We start from the raw sequence: 19,433 nt of genomic DNA on the forward strand, positions 1-19,433 counted from the left end.
TGTAGATTATGACTATCATTGTGGTGAATTGTATGGTATTTTTAAGTATATGGGTGTTTTCACAAAAGAAAGGGGATAAAATTTTATGATGAGCATTTCAGAAATTCGGAAAATGACAAAGCAATCTTTAAAGGGAAATTGGGGACTTGCGATTGGTGGCATGGTGCTTGCTTATGTGATTTTAGGCGCTGTTTCTATGATCAACTTCATTCCATTCCTAGGAACAATTGGTTATTATATTTTTGCTGGTCCTTTTATGATTGGTGTGACTTGGTTTTTCCTTGCTATTACTCGTCAAGAAAAACCTGATATCGGTTACTTATTTAGCGGATTCAAAACGTTTGGCCGTAATTTACTGGCGGCGGTACTTGTATTCATTTTTACATTCTTATGGAGTTTACTATTCTTGATTCCAGGTATTATTAAATCCTTCTCGTACTCACAAACGTTCATGATTTTACGTGATGATCCCAATATCTCACCACTAGATGCCATTACAGAGAGCCGACACCGCATGAATGGTCATAAAGGACGTTTATTTGGCCTTATATTATCTTATATCTGGGTGTTCTTTATTCCAGCTATTGTAATGATGGTTCTTGCTATCATTGCAGCTGCCACAACGGCTATGTTTGAATATGGCTACGATGCATCATATTCATATGATTACTATGCGAGCTCGACTGATATGAGCCCAGTATTTCTACTAATTTTTATTCTTGGTTATTTCTTGATGCTAGCTATCATGTTTGGTTTAGCTATTTGGATTTATCCACAAGTTCTCGTGTCTTGTGCTGTATTTTATGATGATTTGTATGCAAGCACTGGCACATTTAGCGACGATATGGATACGACTGATTACACGACAACAATTCCAGAAGATGATGTGTCGTTTGGTGCTATTCCGCCAGTTAATCCGACACCACCAGAAGAACCAGAAGCACCACACTTCGAGAATAAAACTTGGGGTGCTGACTCAATGGTCAATCCTGAGCCGCCTGAAGCAGAACCTGAACAACCTGACGATACAATCAGTGAAGCTGTCCGTCCATCACAGCCAGCAGATTCTGAGGAAGCAACGGAACAAAAGAATGAAAACGAACCAAAATAAACATCTATTAAACTTTACTGTACAAGAGGCCTCTGTTTCCGATGAAGGAACTTTACAGCAACTGATGACAGATACAGCCTCTTGGCTAAAGAGTCGCGGTTCCATGCAATGGAGCGACATTCTGGAAGGAAAAGATGTCCACGAGCTAAAGACACGTATTCGAGACGGTGAAGTCTTTTTAGTTCGCAAAACCCATCACATTGCAGCGGCTTTTATTTTACGGAAAACAGCAAGCGATTGGGATGAACGTTTATGGCGTGATCATGGCTACCAAACTCCTGCGAGATATTTGCATCGATTAATGATTGCTAGAGATTTCGCCGGGCAGAATTTGAGCAAAGATATCCTAGATTGGGCTAGTGTGGAGTCTTTACAAACCGGCTATCCATATCTGCGCCTTGATTGCATCGCTGACAACGAAAAGCTCAACACACTCTATCAAAATGCTGGCTTCGTCAAAAAGGCGATTGTTGATGGCTTCTGTATATACGAAAAACGAACGTAGGATTAAGTCCTACGTTCGTTTTTCATTTATTATGCGCGGAGGGCATTGAGCGCAAAATCATCAAACAAAGTCCGAATACGCTCATTCGCTAAATCATAATCGTCAGCCTCAAAAGCATCCGCAATAGCCGTAAATTTCTTAATCGTCAAGTCCCGCTTATCCTCGGAACCCTGCTTCAAAACTGTTTCCATTGAAAAATTATTAATCGTAAAAAAGACACGCTTCACATTCTCATAATAATATGGGTTAGAATCATGCTTTAAAATACGGAAGAAAAATTGATGTTGATTGAAAATATAATCCTCCATATCTTGCAAATAAGAAGAACGGTCCATCGAAGCAATATAATTCCTCAATGCTGCGATATCCACCGATGTATTTTGCTCCTTCATTTTTTGAATCGTAGCATCCATAAATACCTTGATAACTTCCAAAAGATGACCATATTTAGCCGGGTCAATCATCGAATCACGGACAACAACTCCACTATATGTACGGTAATCTAGAATTCCCTCCGATACCAGTGCCGTAATCGCCTTACGAATTGGTGATCGGCTCACTTCTAATTCCTTCGCCAAACGTTCCTCCGTCAAATGCTCATTCGGCTTTAGCTCTCCTTTTTTTATTTTCTCGATAATGCTAAAATACACCATTCTGTCTAGCGTCTTATATTCTCGTTTACTTTTCAATAGCTTCGACACCCCTATCTTAATTACCAACATTGTAGCATAACCTTCCAAAAATTTCACCTATCGGAACGTTTTTATAATAAAATAATTGACCAGTTCCCGAACAATTGTCTCCGCCTTATCAAAATTCTTCGTTATTAGGAGTTCATTCATGCGCATACAGTGCTCAATTAAGTAGGCTCCATTATGAAACGGGATTAATATAATTTCCTTCGGGGCTTTCGTCAAAAAGTCGATACCCATCTTTCTAACCGTACTATCAGCATAAGAATTACCCATATAAGCAATAAAATCAAAAATAACCTGCCAAACTTCCTCTGCAAAACCCGTGCTATTATCAGCTTTTAAGTAACCTTCCATCATCGATAAGCGTTTATACAAATGCTGTGGCTCAAATAAGATTCCCTTATTTTCGATTTTCCCCATTGTTTTAATCGTCAAAACCTCTAGCATTTCCAACATCTCGATGAACTTGCCAACCGTCACTTTCGTCTCACTAACAAAGGCTCCGCGATTGCTTTCAATTGTTAAAAAACCTTCCGTTTCAAGCATGACCAAGGCACGGCGCACCGGCGTTCTACTAATGCCAAGCTCTTTTGCAACCGTATTCTCAGGCACACGATCCCCTGTTCGCAACTGCCCATTCAAAATTTTCTCCTTCATTATCTCGTAAGCTTTTTTCTCATAGTTCTGTTTTTCCATTAAGATCAGTTCCTCTCGAAGTCCCATTTTAAAAGTACTTTTTGCGCCAAAATACAATGGTTGTAATAATCGTCACTATAATTGTTCCCATCATAATCAACCCAAATGCATATTCATTATCTGAAAACGGTAGCTTTACATTCATCCCGTAAATGCTCGCCACAATTGTTGGTAATGACAAAATAATCGTAAACGATGTCAAAAACTTCATTACTCGGTTCAAATTATTCGCAATTACAGATGAAAAAGTATCTGACATTCCACCTACAATTTGCGTATATGTATCCGTCATCGCAATAGCCTGCTTATTTTCGATAATGACATCCTGTAATAACTCCTTGTCCTCGTCCTTATCTGTATAATGTGCCGCGACAACCATCTTCTCTAATATCGCTTTATTCGACTGTAGTGCCGTTGCAAAAAAGACTAGACTACGCTGAATCGCCATAAATGCGTACAATTCCTCATTTTTCATCGATTCTCTAATATTTTTCTCAAGTGTATGCATGTGCTCAATTAGACTGTTCAAATATTTCAAGAAATAATAAGCAACCGCATATAAAATCTGTAAGACAAATGCAATATGATTTGCCGTATCATATTGTTCCATTCGCCTATCTATAATGTCCTCTAAAATAGGTATTTGTTCCAGCACAACTGTCACGACAACTTCTTTTGTTGTAATAATGCCAATTGGAATCGTCTTAAACTCCAAGAAACCCATCTCATCTTTCGCCTCAATCGGGCAATCTATAATAACGAGCGAATGCTTAAAGCTTTCTTCCACGTGCTTTAATTCAATTCGAGAGCGCTCCTCCCTATCCAACGGGTCTAAAATATGATCTCTGGGTATTTCGAACTTCTTCGAGAGGTAGTCAACCTCATCAGGAGTCGGCGCCATAACGTGAACCCAGCTACCCTGTTGATAACTATCAATCTTCCGTATTTCAGCATCTTCCTGTGTTTTATAATACGTAATCATTTCCGTACCTCCCATCAAGTCATAATAGGAATATGCAATCTTTACAATACATTTCATTTGTGTTACAATTATTATTAGTAAAACATATTCTGTAACAATGCGAGGTGAGCGTCATGGAGTCGATACAAATGATTTTGATTGGTTTTTGTTTCGCTATCTTTTTCTTTGCGCTATCTTTTGTTATTAGTAAGCTTGGTAAAATCTCGGTTTATTGGGTCTCACTTGGAGCAAATGCAGGATTCTTTCTAGCTTTTCTACTTGTGCAACGAGCTTTCCCAGCAGAAGCCCGAAATGCCCTGTTCTATTTGAATCTAGGTATCCTAACTTTCGTACTCATTCAAGCCGCACTTGGGCTTGCCCATTGGCTACTAAAGAAAGCAACAGCGCGCCAAAAGAATTGGAAACATTCCTAAATTAATTATAGCAAAATTTTGCCTATAAAGAAAAGCTAAGCATTGTGTTCGATGCTTAGCTTTTACTATTCGATACCACTTTAATTACTATCCCATTAGGGTCTTCTACTAAAATACTGTGCTCAGTTGCTTCTTGAAAAGTTATCTCATTCTTTGCGAAACGTTCGGCTATTACACTAATTGCCTCCTCCATCTGAATAGTGTAGAAAGCTAGCCCCGTCTCTAATTCCCCTAAGTTAGGTAAATCTCGACCTGCCCAAATATTTGTACCGATATGATGATGATAATCACCCTCTGCGAAAAATAAGGCTGACGGAATTTCTGTAGTTAGATTAAGTCCTAAGACAGTTTGATAAAACGTCCGAGCTGCCTCTAGATCACGAATTTGTAAATGGATATGGCCTATTTTTGTATCATGTGGTGCACCACTCCATTCCAATTCTACCCCTGCCATCAATATCCCGTCACCATCGACTTCATTTGTAGCCATGGGAAGATTACCAAATTCGTCACGCTGCCACTCACTCCTAAGTCGATCCGCGTAAACTTCAATACCGTTGCCATCTGGATCACGGAAATATAGCGCCTCACTATAAATATGGTCTCCCGCACCATCTATTAGGTAGTTGCTTTCCAACATATGATGTAAAAAGCTACCCAACTCCGCTCTATTAGGAAGTAAGAATGCCGTGTGATACAAGCCTATTTTCGCTTGTTTAGGCGTGTTGCCATGCTTTACTTCGATTAATTCCACGAGCACTCGGCCACCTATGCCTAATGCTATTTTCTCACCCTCATTTTTGATCACTTTCAACCCGATAATTTCTTGATAAAAAGTTGCCAAAGTCTGTTTATTTCTCGTTTTTAAAACTACTTTTCCAATTTCCATACAGGTCATCCTTTCGTTGTAACTAATATAATTACAACACAATCGCTCTCAAAAGTCCATTTTTATGCTTACAATTAGTAAGTGATTATTTTCGCTTTTCATACCCGTTTAACTTTCGATACAATATCGAACGATGCAACCCTAATTGAGATGCAGCCTTTGATATATTCCCACTATTACGCTCAATCATTTTTTTGATACAGTGAGCCTCCACCTCAGACAAATACGTTTTTAGGTCAACAAAACTATCTATGCGTTCTTCATAATACATATCGAGTATAGAAGTGGATTTTTGGTTTGTTGGTATCTCTTCCAAATTTATTCTCCTCCTCCAGATTTGCTCATTATTGAACATATTATAACATAAAAACAGCTAAGAAAATATAAGTAGATTCCCTCTGTATAAAGAAGATGCACCGAATAAGTTCGACACATCTCCTTACTGTTAAGCCGTAATTTCGATTTGATTTCCTTCACTATCTAAAATAACACTCTCATAATAGCCATCCCCAGTCGTTCTTGGACCACTTTCCAGCGTATAGCCATCATCTTGAAGTTGCTTCGTTAGTATATCCACGCGCTCTTTACTACCAACCGAAAAAGCGATATGTGCCCAACCTAACATTGCGTTTTCTTTCGTATCTACAACGTCTATCCGTTGCATAATTTCAAGCCTTGCACCTATAGGATAACTAATAAAATAAGACGAAAAACCTTTCTTGACATTTGTATATTTGTCATTGGAAACCCCATTAAAATAGGTCGTATAAAAAGTTTTAGCTCGCTCAATATCCGCCACCCAAATTGCCACATGTTCTATCTTCATTTTACCGCTCCCGCTTTCATTTTTTTCTTTGTAAACTCAAAATTCTTCATCCATGGTCGTCCTTTTTTCAGCGACCAGTAGCCAATGAGAACGAAAACTAGCGAACCGATAACATCAACAATAATATCTCCCATCGTATCCGCCAATGCTTCCCGCCCAACAAGCGGTGTACCATTTGACATAGCATAGCGTTGCATATTTAAGTTCATCAAGCCATCGAATGTGTATTCATAAATTTCCCAAAAAGCACCTAAAGTAACAGCAAAACAGAATGCAAATACAGAAATGAAACCGGGCTTCATTTTCATGACAACGTGCTTGTCATTATTTAGCAAGTTGACAAACGAGAAACCTATCGCTCCAAGCATCGCACCACTAAATGTATGCAAAATTTTATCCCAATGCGGAACTGTGGAATAGAATTTTTGGACAGTTCCTAAGTAAATAGATGCATATAGAAAGACAAGAAATAAAATATACACAAGACCTGGTATCTCAAATTTAAAGCGGTGAGATAGAATCGTTGGTAATAGCAAAATAATAACTCCTAAAACACACTCAAACAACAGAAAAATATAATCGCTGCGAAGCGTCACTTTTGGCTCACCTGGCGTTTGCTCTATCGGCGCCAAGAAAACTTGAATCGTAATAAAAACCATCGAAATACCCATTGAGACGAAAATAAAGATTGCGATCCATTGCGCGATACTAACTTCTTTTAATTTTTTTAACATCGTTTTCATCTCCATTCTTCCTATATAATACAATCATTATAGCAGAGTTCAGTAAAGTTCTCCTATTTCACCAACTAAAACAGCCGTTCCAGTAATCTCGATTGCATAGCTTGCATCTAGCCGTTCCACATGAACCACCACTTTGCCATCACGACCAACTTCCATTCCTTGCTCCACAATAATTTCAAAAGATTTATCGATATTCTTCGTCATATACTCGGCGTAATAAGCTCCCATAACTCCCGATGCCGTTCCAGTCACTGGGTCTTCGACTGTTCCCGAATAAGGGGATGAGAAATGCCTAGCATGCATCGTTGCGCTATAATCAAATGTTTCCAAGCAAAAAGGATGAACAGAAGCATGTGGCATCTCTTGAAGGATAGCAGGAAATCTAGCATTATTTGGATTCATTTTTGCAAAACTCGCTAATTTTTTTATAGGTACGAGCAATGTCCATGTTCCCGTACTACCGTACATAATCGGCCACTCGTCAGCCAAATCAGCTTCTACTAAACCAATAGATCTTGCTAAATCAGTCCGCGAGCCCAAGAAAGCCTCAAAAACCGGCATTGCCTGTTGCATTGTCATCCAAACCTTTCCGTTTTCCGAACGAGCCAGTTTCACATTCAAAATACCTACTTTAGTCTCTACCCGAATTTCACCTTTTTCATTCAAAAAATCGTGATCTACTAAAGCATGAATTGCCGCCATTGTGCCATGACCACAAAGATTCATCTCATGTCCTGGCGTAAAATAACGCAACTGAATATCTGCCACTTCTGATTTCATTGCAAATGCTGTCTCATTAAACCCTATCTTCTCCGCTATTTCCTGCATTTTTTCTGTCGTTAAAGCATCTGCCTCTATCACAACCCCTGCCGGATTACCTTTTCCAGGAATATTACTAAACGCATCATAGTGATATATTTTCAACTTCATCAACTCCCTTACTCAAATTATATCATTTATTTCCCAGGAAATAATCTTAAATCGTCAAACTAGCGTCACATAAGCATGCTATAGTTAGCTTCGAACAAACCTAAGGAGGAGAAAATATGAAAAAAATGATAATAGCGGGCTTGGCATTGTTTCTCATAATTAGTACAGCATGCTCACACAATTCAAATGCCGAAACATCTTCACAAATCGAAAAAGAAAATAATAAGCGGATTGAATATGCACAAGGTGATTTCACATATGAAGCAATCCCTGAAACATTCACACTAAAAGTAACAAAAAATGGCACCACTGAAACCATTGCCGAACCTCAAGAAAAGCGCACTGTAACGAACCTTAAAAAAACAGCCACCGAAACAAGCTGGGACTATCCTGATGATAAACTTCACGTCACTATCAAAAAAGAAGCCAAATCATTAGCTGTATCCATTCATTCCACTAATCCAAAAACTTCTCACTTTGAATGGCCTCGGGTTGATGCCCCAAGTTATACGTTACCAATCTCAGAAGGAAAACAAATTCCACAAAACGATTCTGCATGGAAAAAGTATTTTTCTACAGACGGTGAACAGACGATGAATGAATATTTTTCAATGAAGTTTTTCACCTTGAACAAAGAAAAGTTCGCTGTTTCTTATGTTATGCCTGACACTTACAATAACGATATTTTATTTCAAACTAACCCTGCTATCCAGTTTAGCATCAAGCATACATTTTCATCTGTCAACAAAGAGAAGGATTACAAATATCAGATTTTCATCACAGATAATGACCCCGTTGCAATCGCTAAGAATTATCAAAATTATATAAAAGACCAGCATCAATTCACCACATTAGCCGAAAAAGAAAAACAAAATCCTGAGATAAAAAAACTATATGGTGCACCTCATGCTTACCTTTGGAACAGCCGTGTTTTAACTGAGGAGGATGTACATTGGAATAAGTTAAAAACATCTATTGATAATCCTCTTTTTGATTGGATTGGGAAATTGCTTGATAAGTACGGTGAAGACGGTTCGACCGAGTATCGCACCGTTCTTAATAACATTAAAAACGGTGAATTGTATCAATATGAGAAAAATATGATGCTAAACGCTTTTCAATACACCCTGCAAATGCCACAACTTTATAACCCTGATATATTCAAAAATCCAGATGCTACTGCAAAAAAATACATTGATAAAGGCATTAAAAACCTGAACGAGCAGGAGCTTTATGACCTAAACAAACACCTGATCGGTAGCCATATTGAGGGCTTGACTACACCTATCAATGATTGGGGACAATCCAATTCTACGTCACTTATCAAGAAGATGGAACAAGCTGGTATTAAAAATGCTTGGATTGGCCTTCCGAATTGGGTGAATGGTCTAATGAATCCTCTTTCTGTAGATGCGGCCGCTGCGGCTGGTTATCTAGTAGGACCTTATGATTCCTATCAATCGATTCAGCAGGATGCAAGTATTGATTGGAATACCGCTTCTTTTCCGGATCCGACACTTTATGAAAATGCGACTGTCGAAAATGAACAAGGCGATAAGCTCACAGGTTTTCTAGGCAAAGGTCGCAAATTAAACCCAACACTCGTTTTCAATGCCGTTAAAACACGCGTAGATGGCATTTTGGCAGAAGGAATTGGCTTTAATTCTTGGTTTATGGACGTTGATGCAGCCGGTGAGCTCCATGATGATTTCGCAAAAGCACATCCTACAACACAAAAAGAAGATGCCGCAGCTCGGATGAAACGTCTTGATTACCTGAATAACAAAGGTTTCGTTATCGGTTCAGAGGGCGGTAACGATTATGCTGCCTCGCACATTGCTTTTGCTCATGGATTGGAAACACCTGTTATTAAATGGGATGACCCTGATATGCGTGAGAATGAGGACAGCCCGTACTTTGTAGGGAAATATGGTGCAATGGATGGCAAGACACCAACACGATATAGCAAAATTGTTCCTATCAAAGATGAATATAAACCAATTTATACAAGTCCAGTCTACTCCATCCCCCTTTTCAAATTAGTCTATAATCGCTCAGTAATAACAACACACCACTGGGAATGGGATAGTTATAAGATTAAAAATCAATCTGGTGAGCGTCGTCTTAAGGAATATTTATACAATACGCCGCCACTATTCCACCTTGACGAAGATACTTGGAAACTACATCAAGATGATATTACTGCTAATATGAAAAACTGGACCCCTTTCCAGCAAGAAGCGCTGAAACACGAGATGACTAACTTCCAAACACTTGATTCCGATCGCCTTGTTCAAAAAACAGAGTTCGGATCTAAATTGCAAGTTATCGCCAATTTTTCAAATAAGGACTTTTCATTAGAAAAAAATAGCATCCCGGCTCATACTGCCTTGATTATCAATGATGGTAAAATAACAACGATTAGCACTGATAATCTAGATTAAAGTAATATAAACATACCAACTAAATCGGCGACAAATGCTTGCTTTATTGGGAAAATGAATCAATCCCAATGTAAGCTTGAATAAAATATACTATAGCATCTTTTGTTGTCGTCAATTGGTTGATGCGGATTGGTTATTAGTGTCTATTATTTATGAATTTTCTCTATATCTGCTAAATAAAAAGCTAGGAGCAAATTGCTCCTAGCTTTTATCGATTTACTTATCCATTTCTTCTTGTAACTCTCTTTGTCTTTCTTTAAACATGTCGATTGTTTTTTGTAATTTCTGTTGTTGCTCCTCTGTTTGCTCTCGCATGCGATCGATAATCACCTGGAACGCCTCGGAACACTCTGCCCACACATCTTTCTCGCCATCTTTTAATGCATCCCGTGATTGCATATGAATAGCACCGTCCTTTGTTTTCATTTTTCTATATCTATCTTACCTTACAATTATAGCAAAAATGGCATGGATTAGCCAAGAAAAAAATGTGAATAGCATAAATATTCCATTCGCAAAACTGTATAATCTTCATTGTCCAGTTTATATTACCATATAAAAAGCTTGTTCATGGCACCCGTTTTGGCACCAGTGAACAAGCTTCTTCACTGTATTATCTGTCGTTTTTTGTTCTTACTAAATAAGATTCATACAAAACATACGCGACGATAGCAAAAACAACAGGTCCTGCAATCATCCAAATCGTACTATTATAGTCTCCATTTAATGATGGATTAATAATCGTGAAAATATTAGCGAATCCAACCACAATCAGAACAACTGCGGTAGCCAGATACGTTTGCCATTTCTTTTTATAAATAACAAATTCTCTATTCAGTCCGGGTTTTGCTTTGAAGAATGGGAAAGTAAAGGCTAGAAATAAATATGGCAGTGTCATCGATACGTTCGCCATTAATGTAAGCTTATTATAAAACGCAGATGGATTATCCCCACCGAATGATGCTAGCAAAATAATAATGACAACTGCCAAGCATTGCATCCACATCGCAAACTCCGGCATATTTGCTTTGTTCAATCTCGTCATTTTTTTCGGCCAAACTTTTGCTGGTGTTCCTTGAATCAGCGTTTTAAGTGGTGAATAAATCAAAGTGAAAAATGCTCCTGTATAAGCTAAGAACATCGATAAACCGGTAATTCGAGCAAACCATGTTCCGATTGAAGCTGCGTTTGTGGCACTCAGTTGGAACGCGTTTCCAAGCTCGAATCCTAAATTATACATTAATACATATGTTATATTTCCAAGGTTCGTCGTTTTACCGCTAAGTACTTGTAGCCAGTTGGCGCTTATACCCCAAAGAAAAATCCCCAGTGCATAACCGACTGAGATAACAATCGCCGAGATAATAACTCCCTTTGGAAAATTCTTTTCTGGGTTCTTCGTCTGATCTACCAAACCGCCGACTGCTTCAATACCGCCATAGGCAAAAATGGCAAATACCACAAATGATAGTGTCGCAAGCGGCGTTAGGTAGGAGGGGTTTGGCGAATCTATGAAAGATGACCAGCCTGTAATCGGTTGGGCAAACTCTCCACCATTGCCTATAATAATTAGGACACTGACAAGTAGCAATACTAAATTTAACCCTGTAACTGCTATACCCCCAATTGCTGTTACTTTTGAAATTTGTTTTAACCCACGGGAAGCGAAGAATGTAATTACAATCATCCAAACAATGGCTAGTACACCAACCGTTTGCGTTGAAGTCAGCGAGAATAAACGCCATTCTTGTGTTTTATCTCCTCCAAAAATAAAAGTGGAGAGTGGAATCCAAACTTTAGAAGATGTACTCACCATCCAGATAACATAGGAAGCAAACCACATAAAGGTTCCTATAAAAGCAAAGCGTGGACCTATGCTGTCATTCATCCAAGAAAAAATGCCCCCTTGCTCATTCTTGTATGTTGAACCGAATTCCGCCATCATTAAAGCATATGGTATAAAGAAACAAATTGCTGATAAAATATACCATGGAATCGCACCATATCCCATCAGATAAAATGCGGATGGACTATTTGCAAACCCGAATACCGAGGTGAAAATCATCAGTATTAGTCCAATTAATGTTAACTTTTTCACTGGTGTTGTCATATGTATCCCCCAAATTTTTTATTATTCATTTGATCAAAGTGATAATAAAGACCCTATTTATCTGATATTAATTTGTAAAAAGACTGTTTTTTATTTGTATAATACAATAAATAAGTTCTTAACAAATGGATTATACCACATTTACATTCTATTGGTCATCTGTTTATCTGCCTGTTTTATTGGATATATTTTACATAATCAACTATTTTAGTGTAGTAATGATGTTTTGTACAATAAAAAGTTGTCAACCTGTTTACTATTAATTAGAACAGCAGGAAGACAACTTTTATTTATAATATTGGTGATAGTAAACTTGCTAACGTTTCTTTCATGCGTTGTGTTCTTGACTTAGCTTTCATGTCAGCTTCCGTAAATAGGTGACTTTCAAGGAAGTCTGCATTAAAGTCACGCTCTAGTTGTACGACGGCGTTACAACGGTCATAGAGAAAAACCATTAATTCATGATTTAAGCGGAAACTACGGATATCAAAATTCGCGGTTCCTACTGCCGCACGTTCTCCATCGACAAGCATTACCTTTGCATGTATAAATGAATCGCTGCGATACGAATACATTTTTGCACCCGCATCAATCATTGTTTGGATGTAAGCATTACTTCCGTGAAAAGAAACGCCCCGATCGCCTTTACCTGGAACAATGACGCGGACATCAATACCACTCATTGACACGCGGCGGATAACGGCCAATGATTCTTCATCTGGTACGAAATAAGGACTGGCAATCCAAACAGATCTCTTGGCTGAGTCCATGAGGTCAAGCATTGAATCACGAACCCATTTCTCTTTATCATACGGGCCACCATATACAATTTGGACCCAGTCATCTGCTCCTTCAACTGGCTGGGCGTTGAGGTAACGTGAGATTCCAGCTTCACTAATAAACTCATCAGCAGCACCCACACGATTTTCCATATAAACCCAATCAAACAAGAAAGATTCTTGTAGTTCGATGACACCTGTACCATCGATTTGCATATGTGTATCGCGCCAAACCTCAAAGTCTGGCGTATTGCTACGATATTCTTCTCCTACATTGAGGCCACCTGTGAAACCAATCTTGCTATCAATAATAATCATTTTACGGTGATTCCTTAGATTTGCTGTGCGTGCAATCCAGATGGAACGCACAGAATCATAAGCATGCACCTTGGCACCGGCTTGTTTTAATGGCTCCAAAAATTCATCTTTTAAATGGGCAGATCCCATGCCGTCATACATAAAGCGGACGGTAACTCCTGCCTTTGCTTTTTCAATTAAAATATCGCGAATTTCAGTTGAAATTTCATCTTGGCGGTAAATATAATATTGGATATGAATGTGATCCGTAGCCTTGCGTAATGCAGCTAATATAGCCGGAAATGTTTCTGATCCATTGGTTAAAATAGTTACTTTATTACCGTTGATTGGGCGGATATCAGTTAGTGCGAACAGGCTCTTTGACAGTTCAGGTAGTTCTTTTTCGGATTGTTGGATAGGCAAATTATGTATTGCCTCGATTAGTTTTTCTTTTTCTCGTACTTGGTTAGTTGTGAAAATCCGGCCTTGCGGGTTTCTACCGAAGAATAGATAGAGTATTACTCCAAATACTGGTAGAAAAAATACAGCAGCTAACCACGCGATTTTTGAGCTGGTGTTTCGCTGGTCCCAAAGAAGTAGGCGCACTGCAATGATAACAGCCCCAATTTCTCCAGCGATTGTTGCAAAAGCTAAGATGGCCCCTGACCATGTGTACAAGTAGTAACCGACTAGAGCAAATAAAACTAATATAACGATAACCTGAATTAATTTTTGCATTGGATGGCTCCCTTTTCTTAATTTATCACCTAATTATACATGGAAATGGGGAATTTGTCCTGTTCTATACAAAAACATCAGTATTTCCAAATTTTGAACTTGCCCGCGTCGTGCAGATCTTTTACGATAACCGTAATTATTGGCGCTAGAATAAGGCCGATGATACCGAATAATTGTAAACCGATGTAGAGCGTGAACAGCGCCACTACTGGATTTAGCCCGAGTTTTGTCCCAAGAATTTTTGGCTCGATGATGTTTCTGATAACGGTAATGACGATGTATAAGATGAGAAGCTCAATCGCAAACGCTAAATCACCATTAATGAAGGCGAGTAGCACCCATGGAATCATGATACCACCCGTTCCAAATACCGGAATCATGTCAAAAACAGAAATTCCAAGTGCAATCCAAATCGCGTTTGGAACGCCTAGAATTGTGAGTCCGATGAAAAGCTCAACGCAAGTGATACCAGCGATAATAAGATATGCTTTAATATAATCTACGGTTGTTGTTTTGAAATGTTTATGCACGTTTTGCACAGTTTCATTCACGCGATCTGGCAGTTGCTTTCGCATAAATGCACCGACCTTATCGAAATCCCAAACGATGAAAAAAGAAAATAACATGCTGAACGAAAAAAAGATAAAAATACTTGGTAATGAGAGCGTCACAGAAGCAACCCAGCTCGCAATACTGCCAGATAATGAGAGTATGAAACTCCCAGCCTTAGCGATAACAGCATTGAAAACGTGATAGTATTGTTGAACGAGATCTGGTGCAATATTTTCAATCCAGTCCGCGCCCCAGTCCTCAATTTTTTGCAATGCTGGCAATATATCGTTCTGATAATAGCTAGGAATATTACCGATAGAACTACCGAGGAATTTGAACAATTCTAGCATGCCAAGAATGAGCAAACCGCTAAGAATCGCATAAAACAGTAACATGACGATAAGCCCCCAAGCACTACGGTTGCCCCATTTCGTCTTACGCGCTAGAAAACGAGTCAGTGGCATACACATCCAAGCCAATCCAAATCCAATTAAAAATGGATACGTCAGTGGCAAAACATATTTAATAAACAGCAAAATAATAGCAACGATACTAGCAAAATACAAAAAACGAATTAAAAAACGCCTCTGCCTCTCCAAATTCGACTTTTCGCGATGCTCCTCTTGTTTCTGCTCCATTCCAATCCCCAACCTTCTCTATATAAAATCGTATTTTCTCGGGAAGCCCCGTATGTATCGCCAAACCCCAGCGAGCCGAGAAGGCTGTAGTTCCTAGACAAAAGCGAGCACCGAAGTGGAGCGTACGACTTGTACGTGAGCATCGGAGCACAACTTTTAACGACGGAAATACGGTCTTCTCGGCTCGCTGGGCCGGTTTTTAGAAGAAATCGTGCATCATAGACTTAATCTCTTTTACTGATTTATCCATGTCTGATTGTTCTTTTTCGTTTAGTGGCATTTCAATGATGAACTTGATTCCTTCGCGATTAATAACCGCCGTTGAGCCAATATAAATATCATGATGGCCGTATTGACCTTCTAAATAAACGGAAAGTGGTAAAATTGCGTTTTCATCGTTGAAAATAGCTTGTGTTATGCGGGCAAGGGAAATCGCGATACCATAATAGGTAGACCCTTTATGCTCAATGATTTCATAAGCTGCATCGCGAACTTTATGGAAAAGTTCATCTAAGACATCATCGGTGATTTCCGGATGATCTCGCGTCCATTCTTTGATTTGTAATCCCCCAATATTGGCGTGGGACCAAACAGGGAATTGGCTATCACCGTGCTCACCAAGCGTATAAGCTTGCACATCCCGGGCATCAACACCAACAAGTTCAGCGAGTGCCTGTTTGAAACGTGCGCTATCAAGAGATGTTCCTGAGCCGATGACACGATGTTTCGGCAGGCCTGAATATTTCCAAACAGCATATGTTAAGACATCCACTGGGTTTGATGCTACTAAAAATAATCCGTCAAAACCGCTTGCCATAACACTATCCACAATTGCTTTGGTTATTTTCAAATTTTTACCGATTAAATCTAATCTAGTCTCACCTGGAGCTTGTGCTGCGCCTGCCGTAATAACAACAAGGTCCGCATCTGCACAATCATCATAGCTTGCAACATAGATTTGTTTTGGCGAAGTATATGCCAGGCCATGCGATAAATCCAAGGCGTCACCAGTTTTTTTTCCTACGTTCAAATCTATAATCCCAATTTCGCGTGCAATACCTTGTGACGTCAATGCGAAGGCATAGCTTGCTCCAACATCTCCCGCACCCACTAAAATTACTTTTTGTTTGTCTTTACGCATATTTCTCGTCTCCTTTTTGTTTGCGATTTTTAACCGCTTTTTGAATTTCTACAAATACTAATGGGAAAACAGACAATCCAAATGCTAGCAGCCAATGAGTCAAGCTTAGTGGTACAAGATAGAACATATCGGCAACAGGCGGAATCAAAACCATTAGTAGAATAATCACCATCGATAACATTGCGCTAAAGAATAGTGGCTTATTAGATAAAAAACCAATTTTGAAGATAGATTCGTCGCTGCGAACGTTGAAAATATGGGAAACAGAAGACCAAGCTAAAATGACGAATGCCATTGTCATCCCGACATCTGCACTCGCGCCGATGTCTGCATTAACATCGACGAATCTTCCAATATAAAATCCAATCAGCGTTACAACGGTAAACACAACAGCTTGCGTCGCGACTTTTGCACCCAAACCATTCGCAAAAATACCGCTGTTTTTCTTCATCGGTGCGCGATTCATCACATTAGCATCTGCCTTTTCACGGCTTAAGCAAAAACCAGGGATACCATCAGCGACCACGTTAATGAGTAGCAACTGTACTGCAACAACCGGTGCACCCCATCCAAGTATAATCGCAATGAACATAATAAAAATCTGTGAAAAGTTCGTGCTGAGCAAGAAATAAATTGTTTTGCGAATATTTTCATACGCCGTCCGCCCTTCCGAAACCGCATCCACAATCGTCGCAAAGTTATCATCTGTAATAACCATATCTGCTGCATTTTTAGATACGTCAGTACCCGTAATCCCCATTGCAGCACCAACATCAGCAGCTTTCAAGGCCGGCGCATCATTCACACCATCCCCAGTCATCGTCACGACTTCTCCATTTTTCTGCCATGCTTGTACAATTCTAATTTTATCCTCAGGACTCACACGTGCATAAACTGCATAATCACGTACCGTACGCTCTAATTCTTCCTGTGACATCTCCGCAAGCTCAGCACCAGTAATCGATTTATCCCCATCTTCTAAAATTCCAATTTCCCGAGCAATCGCCGAAGCCGTCACGATATGATCTCCTGTAATCATGACAGTTTTTATTCCCGCACGCTTCGCCTCTGAAACTGCGCGTTTACTCTCAGGTCGCGGTGGATCAATCATACCAACCATGCCTGCAAAAGTTAAATCATGTTCGAGCGCTTCCGCCGTCAAATCCTCCGGCATTTCTGCATAACGCTTATATCCCACAGAAATAACGCGCAGTGCCTTCTCCGCAAATCGATCATGAATATCGCGCGCCTGTTCTAGCAATTCATCCGAAAAAGCAACTGGAATTCGGTCAAAAGCTCCCTTTGTAATCGAGAGGAATCCACCGTTCACTTCATGAATCGTTGTCATCAGCTTACGCTCCGAATCAAACGGTAGTTCAAATACCCTTGGCGACTTCCGCTCCAAATCAGCCTTTACTAATCCCTTTTCATTCAGCAAACGAATGATAGAAGATTCCGTCGGGTCACCAATAATCGTTTCCACACCGTCCGTAACTTCAATTGTCGCGTTATTTGATAGACTCAACATTTCCAGTAATTCATTTTCCTGCGCATCAAATGTTTCATCCACTGATTTTGGTGGCACGCCCACCGACCAAATCTGCTGAATTCGCATTTTATTCTGCGTCAACGTCCCTGTTTTATCCGAACAAATCACCGATGTATTACCGATTGTTTCTACAGCAGGAATCCGTCTAATAATCGTATTTTTTTTCACCATATTCTGAACGCCATAAGCAAGCGTGATCGTCACAATAACTGGAAGCGTCTCAGGAACTGCCGCAACCGCAAGCGATACTGCAATCATAAGCATTTCGATTATTGTTTCACCATGCCATAATCCAATCCCAAAAACAAGTACGCCGGCAATCAGTGCCACAACGCTTAAGCGCTTCGCAAGCTCTTTCAAACGTTTTTGTAACGGCGTCTCTGTCTTCTTCGTCGCATTAATCAGGCTTGCAATTTTCCCCATTTCCGTACGCATCCCAGTTTCCACAATCACCGCACGAGCGCGTCCACCTGTCACCAAGCATCCCGAAAACAACATATTAAAGCGATCCCCAAGTGGAGCCTTCTCCGTTACAATCGCGTTCGCATCCTTCTCTACTGGCAAACTTTCTCCTGTTAATGCCGACTCCTCGACTTGCAAACTGTTGCTCTCAATAATCCTTGCATCTGCCGGAATCATATCTCCCGCACTGAGCTCAATTACATCACCAGGTAGTAGCTCTGTCGCATCAATTTCTCGTTTCAAGCCATCGCGAATTACCAACGTCATGTGTGCATTCATATTTTGCAGTGCCTCAAGCGCCCTTTCTGCGTTATTCTCCTGGTAAATCCCGAGCACCATATTCAGCACTACAATCGCCAAAATAACAATGACTTTCGGATACCCATAACCCGTCGTAATCGCCAAATAAAGCGAAATAGCTGCGGCTACAAGTAGAATAATCGTCGTGATTTCAAGCAAATGGTGCCCAATTTTAGCAAGTAACGTCTCCTTTTGCCCTTCCTCAAACTTATTTGGTCCGAACTCTGCCTTTTTCTTCGACACAGTCGCACTCGTTAACCCTTTTTCAGCACTCGTATGCAACGCTGTATAAATGGCTTGTATTTCTTTTTCCATCCATTTCATCCTGATTACCTCCACACTCTGTTTTCCAACTTGTGATACGATCTTAAAATGATTGCATTATTAAAGTAATCTTACAATTCGTGTCTTGGTGGTGTATGTAATGACTCTCGCTATTCTATCTATTCCCGAAAAAAAAGACTAAAACCCTTTCTATAAAAATTTTCTCATCAGTAATCTTTAAAAGTGAAACCAACGACTAATTGTAAATAGTATGAAAAATGCAATTGCAAAAAATTAAGCACAATCCCCCTTTGCACTTAAGCCTTGTTTTCACCTTTAATAATACCATAAAAAGGTCACAAACCGAAC

At 39.6% G+C, this 19,433-nt stretch carries 18 protein-coding genes; 4 read left to right on the forward strand and 14 right to left on the reverse strand.

The window, feature by feature from the left end:
- The first annotated feature begins 85 nt into the window (after window positions 1-85).
- Window positions 86-1,111: a DUF975 family protein gene (locus tag R8925_RS03765; protein ID WP_430534585.1), complete on the forward strand. Its 1,026-nt coding sequence runs from the start codon at window positions 86-88 to the stop codon at window positions 1,109-1,111.
- Window positions 1,092-1,616 (forward strand): GNAT family N-acetyltransferase, encoded by a 525-nt coding sequence (locus R8925_RS03770; protein WP_430534586.1) that lies wholly within the window; start codon window positions 1,092-1,094, stop codon window positions 1,614-1,616. Before R8925_RS03765 ends, R8925_RS03770 begins: the two co-directional genes overlap by 20 nt.
- 29 nt (window positions 1,617-1,645) lie before the next feature.
- On the opposite strand, the gene R8925_RS03775 is transcribed toward R8925_RS03770, so the two are convergent.
- Genes R8925_RS03775 through R8925_RS03785 form a run of 3 tightly spaced genes read right to left on the reverse strand, consistent with a single transcriptional unit; the run spans window position 1,646 to window position 3,989 of the window.
- Window positions 1,646-2,305, reverse strand: a complete 660-nt coding sequence (locus R8925_RS03775) for a GntR family transcriptional regulator (protein WP_430534587.1) — start codon at window positions 2,303-2,305, stop codon at window positions 1,646-1,648.
- A gap of 60 nt (window positions 2,306-2,365) precedes the next feature.
- Window positions 2,366-3,007, reverse strand: coding sequence for a GntR family transcriptional regulator (locus tag R8925_RS03780; protein ID WP_430534588.1), 642 nt, complete (start codon window positions 3,005-3,007; stop codon window positions 2,366-2,368).
- A gap of 28 nt (window positions 3,008-3,035) precedes the next feature.
- Window positions 3,036-3,989: a magnesium transporter CorA family protein gene (locus R8925_RS03785; RefSeq protein ID WP_430534589.1), complete on the reverse strand. Its 954-nt coding sequence runs from the start codon at window positions 3,987-3,989 to the stop codon at window positions 3,036-3,038.
- 113 nt (window positions 3,990-4,102) lie between these two features.
- On the opposite strand from R8925_RS03785, the gene R8925_RS03790 reads away from it, so the two are divergent.
- Window positions 4,103-4,402, forward strand: a complete 300-nt coding sequence (locus tag R8925_RS03790) for a hypothetical protein (protein ID WP_430534590.1) — start codon at window positions 4,103-4,105, stop codon at window positions 4,400-4,402.
- A gap of 55 nt (window positions 4,403-4,457) precedes the next feature.
- Here the strand turns inward: R8925_RS03790 and R8925_RS03795 are convergent, their stop codons facing one another.
- From R8925_RS03795 to R8925_RS03815, 5 genes are all read right to left on the reverse strand, one after another.
- Window positions 4,458-5,291, reverse strand: a complete 834-nt coding sequence (locus R8925_RS03795) for a VOC family protein (RefSeq protein ID WP_430534591.1) — start codon at window positions 5,289-5,291, stop codon at window positions 4,458-4,460.
- 85 nt (window positions 5,292-5,376) lie between these two features.
- Complete coding sequence (locus R8925_RS03800; RefSeq protein WP_430534592.1) at window positions 5,377-5,607, reverse strand: helix-turn-helix domain-containing protein; 231 nt, start codon at window positions 5,605-5,607, stop codon at window positions 5,377-5,379.
- 129 nt (window positions 5,608-5,736) lie between these two features.
- A complete protein-coding gene (locus R8925_RS03805; protein ID WP_430534593.1) occupies window positions 5,737-6,117 on the reverse strand; it encodes a VOC family protein in 381 nt (126 codons plus the stop codon).
- Complete coding sequence (locus tag R8925_RS03810; RefSeq protein ID WP_430534594.1) at window positions 6,114-6,860, reverse strand: DUF2238 domain-containing protein; 747 nt, start codon at window positions 6,858-6,860, stop codon at window positions 6,114-6,116. The genes R8925_RS03805 and R8925_RS03810 overlap by 4 nt, the downstream gene beginning before the upstream one ends.
- A gap of 39 nt (window positions 6,861-6,899) precedes the next feature.
- Complete coding sequence (locus R8925_RS03815; RefSeq protein WP_430534595.1) at window positions 6,900-7,793, reverse strand: PhzF family phenazine biosynthesis protein; 894 nt, start codon at window positions 7,791-7,793, stop codon at window positions 6,900-6,902.
- Window positions 7,794-7,906: 113 nt separating this feature from the next.
- Here R8925_RS03815 and R8925_RS03820 point away from each other — a divergent pair, with 113 nt between their 5' ends.
- Window positions 7,907-10,234: a glycoside hydrolase gene (locus R8925_RS03820; protein ID WP_430534596.1), complete on the forward strand. Its 2,328-nt coding sequence runs from the start codon at window positions 7,907-7,909 to the stop codon at window positions 10,232-10,234.
- Between the two features lie 216 nt (window positions 10,235-10,450).
- Here the strand turns inward: R8925_RS03820 and R8925_RS03825 are convergent, their stop codons facing one another.
- From R8925_RS03825 to R8925_RS03850, 6 genes are all read right to left on the reverse strand, one after another.
- Entirely contained in the window at window positions 10,451-10,660 is a 210-nt protein-coding gene (locus R8925_RS03825; RefSeq protein ID WP_430534597.1) for a hypothetical protein, read from the reverse strand.
- Window positions 10,661-10,847: 187 nt separating this feature from the next.
- A complete protein-coding gene (yjeM, locus tag R8925_RS03830; protein ID WP_430534598.1) occupies window positions 10,848-12,344 on the reverse strand; it encodes a glutamate/gamma-aminobutyrate family transporter YjeM in 1,497 nt (498 codons plus the stop codon).
- A 290-nt stretch (window positions 12,345-12,634) separates the two neighbouring features.
- Window positions 12,635-14,158 carry a cardiolipin synthase gene (gene cls / locus R8925_RS03835; protein ID WP_430534599.1) on the reverse strand — a complete coding sequence of 508 codons (1,524 nt, stop codon included), beginning with the start codon at window positions 14,156-14,158 and terminating at the stop codon, window positions 12,635-12,637.
- A gap of 77 nt (window positions 14,159-14,235) precedes the next feature.
- Window positions 14,236-15,348 (reverse strand): sporulation integral membrane protein YtvI, encoded by a 1,113-nt coding sequence (gene ytvI, locus R8925_RS03840; protein WP_430534600.1) that lies wholly within the window; start codon window positions 15,346-15,348, stop codon window positions 14,236-14,238.
- 199 nt (window positions 15,349-15,547) lie between these two features.
- Complete coding sequence (locus tag R8925_RS03845) at window positions 15,548-16,489, reverse strand: L-lactate dehydrogenase (RefSeq protein ID WP_430534601.1); 942 nt, start codon at window positions 16,487-16,489, stop codon at window positions 15,548-15,550.
- Window positions 16,482-19,124 (reverse strand): cation-translocating P-type ATPase, encoded by a 2,643-nt coding sequence (locus tag R8925_RS03850; protein ID WP_430534602.1) that lies wholly within the window; start codon window positions 19,122-19,124, stop codon window positions 16,482-16,484. The genes R8925_RS03845 and R8925_RS03850 overlap by 8 nt, the downstream gene beginning before the upstream one ends.
- Between the last annotated feature and the right edge of the window lie 309 nt (window positions 19,125-19,433).

This window comes from Listeria rocourtiae subsp. hofi, from assembly GCF_963575615.1.
GTDB lineage: Bacteria > Bacillota > Bacilli > Lactobacillales > Listeriaceae > Listeria_A > Listeria_A hofi.

What these genes read in the sequence shown, in the direction of transcription:
- R8925_RS03765 (WP_430534585.1), top strand. Translation starts at nt 86, where the DNA reads ATGATGAGCATTTCAGAAATTCGGAAAATGACAAAGCAATCTTTAAAG.
- R8925_RS03770 (WP_430534586.1), top strand. Translation starts at nt 1,092, where the DNA reads ATGAAAACGAACCAAAATAAACATCTATTAAACTTTACTGTACAAGAG.
- R8925_RS03780 (WP_430534588.1), bottom strand. Translation starts at nt 3,007, where the DNA reads ATGGAAAAACAGAACTATGAGAAAAAAGCTTACGAGATAATGAAGGAG.
- R8925_RS03785 (WP_430534589.1), bottom strand. Translation starts at nt 3,989, where the DNA reads ATGATTACGTATTATAAAACACAGGAAGATGCTGAAATACGGAAGATT.
- R8925_RS03790 (WP_430534590.1), top strand. Translation starts at nt 4,103, where the DNA reads ATGGAGTCGATACAAATGATTTTGATTGGTTTTTGTTTCGCTATCTTT.
- R8925_RS03795 (WP_430534591.1), bottom strand. Translation starts at nt 5,291, where the DNA reads ATGGAAATTGGAAAAGTAGTTTTAAAAACGAGAAATAAACAGACTTTG.
- R8925_RS03805 (WP_430534593.1), bottom strand. Translation starts at nt 6,117, where the DNA reads ATGAAGATAGAACATGTGGCAATTTGGGTGGCGGATATTGAGCGAGCT.
- R8925_RS03810 (WP_430534594.1), bottom strand. Translation starts at nt 6,860, where the DNA reads ATGAAAACGATGTTAAAAAAATTAAAAGAAGTTAGTATCGCGCAATGG.
- R8925_RS03820 (WP_430534596.1), top strand. Translation starts at nt 7,907, where the DNA reads ATGAAAAAAATGATAATAGCGGGCTTGGCATTGTTTCTCATAATTAGT.
- R8925_RS03825 (WP_430534597.1), bottom strand. Translation starts at nt 10,660, where the DNA reads ATGAAAACAAAGGACGGTGCTATTCATATGCAATCACGGGATGCATTA.
- yjeM (WP_430534598.1), bottom strand. Translation starts at nt 12,344, where the DNA reads ATGACAACACCAGTGAAAAAGTTAACATTAATTGGACTAATACTGATG.
- cls (WP_430534599.1), bottom strand. Translation starts at nt 14,158, where the DNA reads ATGCAAAAATTAATTCAGGTTATCGTTATATTAGTTTTATTTGCTCTA.
- ytvI (WP_430534600.1), bottom strand. Translation starts at nt 15,348, where the DNA reads ATGGAGCAGAAACAAGAGGAGCATCGCGAAAAGTCGAATTTGGAGAGG.
- R8925_RS03845 (WP_430534601.1), bottom strand. Translation starts at nt 16,489, where the DNA reads ATGCGTAAAGACAAACAAAAAGTAATTTTAGTGGGTGCGGGAGATGTT.
- R8925_RS03850 (WP_430534602.1), bottom strand. Translation starts at nt 19,124, where the DNA reads ATGAAATGGATGGAAAAAGAAATACAAGCCATTTATACAGCGTTGCAT.